This window comes from Pseudomonas sp. 21615526, assembly GCF_013386245.1.
Classification (GTDB): domain Bacteria; phylum Pseudomonadota; class Gammaproteobacteria; order Pseudomonadales; family Pseudomonadaceae; genus Aquipseudomonas.
Window position 1 is genome coordinate 1 of record NZ_JACAOM010000275.1, and the last position, 351, is coordinate 351.

The 351-nt window shown below is 60.1% G+C and carries 1 protein-coding gene; it reads right to left on the reverse strand.

The window, feature by feature from the left end; translation table 11 throughout:
* Positions 1–343: sigma-70 factor domain-containing protein (locus tag HX786_RS31665; RefSeq protein ID WP_372847454.1), on the reverse strand; the 343-nt coding region annotated here is incomplete at its 3' end.
* Between the last annotated feature and the right edge of the window lie 8 nt (positions 344–351).

The following is a 351-nucleotide window of genomic DNA, read 5'->3' on the forward strand; positions in this document are numbered from 1 at the left end:
GATCCAAGAATGCCATGCCGCGGCCGGTGTAGCGCTTGGCCAAGGAGACAACTAGTCGTAGGTTGGCCTCCAACAGGTGATTCTTAGCCTTGCGGCCATCGCGGGCGATGCTGCGCAGGTCGCGCTTTTCCATGGGGGAGAGCTTGGCAGCCTTATCGCCTTCGGCGCGGGCCTTTTCCATCTCGTCCATGCGGTGTTGTGCGTAGAGGCCGGCTTCGATTCGCTTGGCCAAGGAAACCTCTTGCTCGGCGTTGAGCAGAGCTACCTTACCAATCTGCTTCAGGTAGGCACGTACAGAGTCAGCAGAAGCTGTCAGTTGTGCATCCTTGCGCGCTTGGCGCAGCGCTGCCG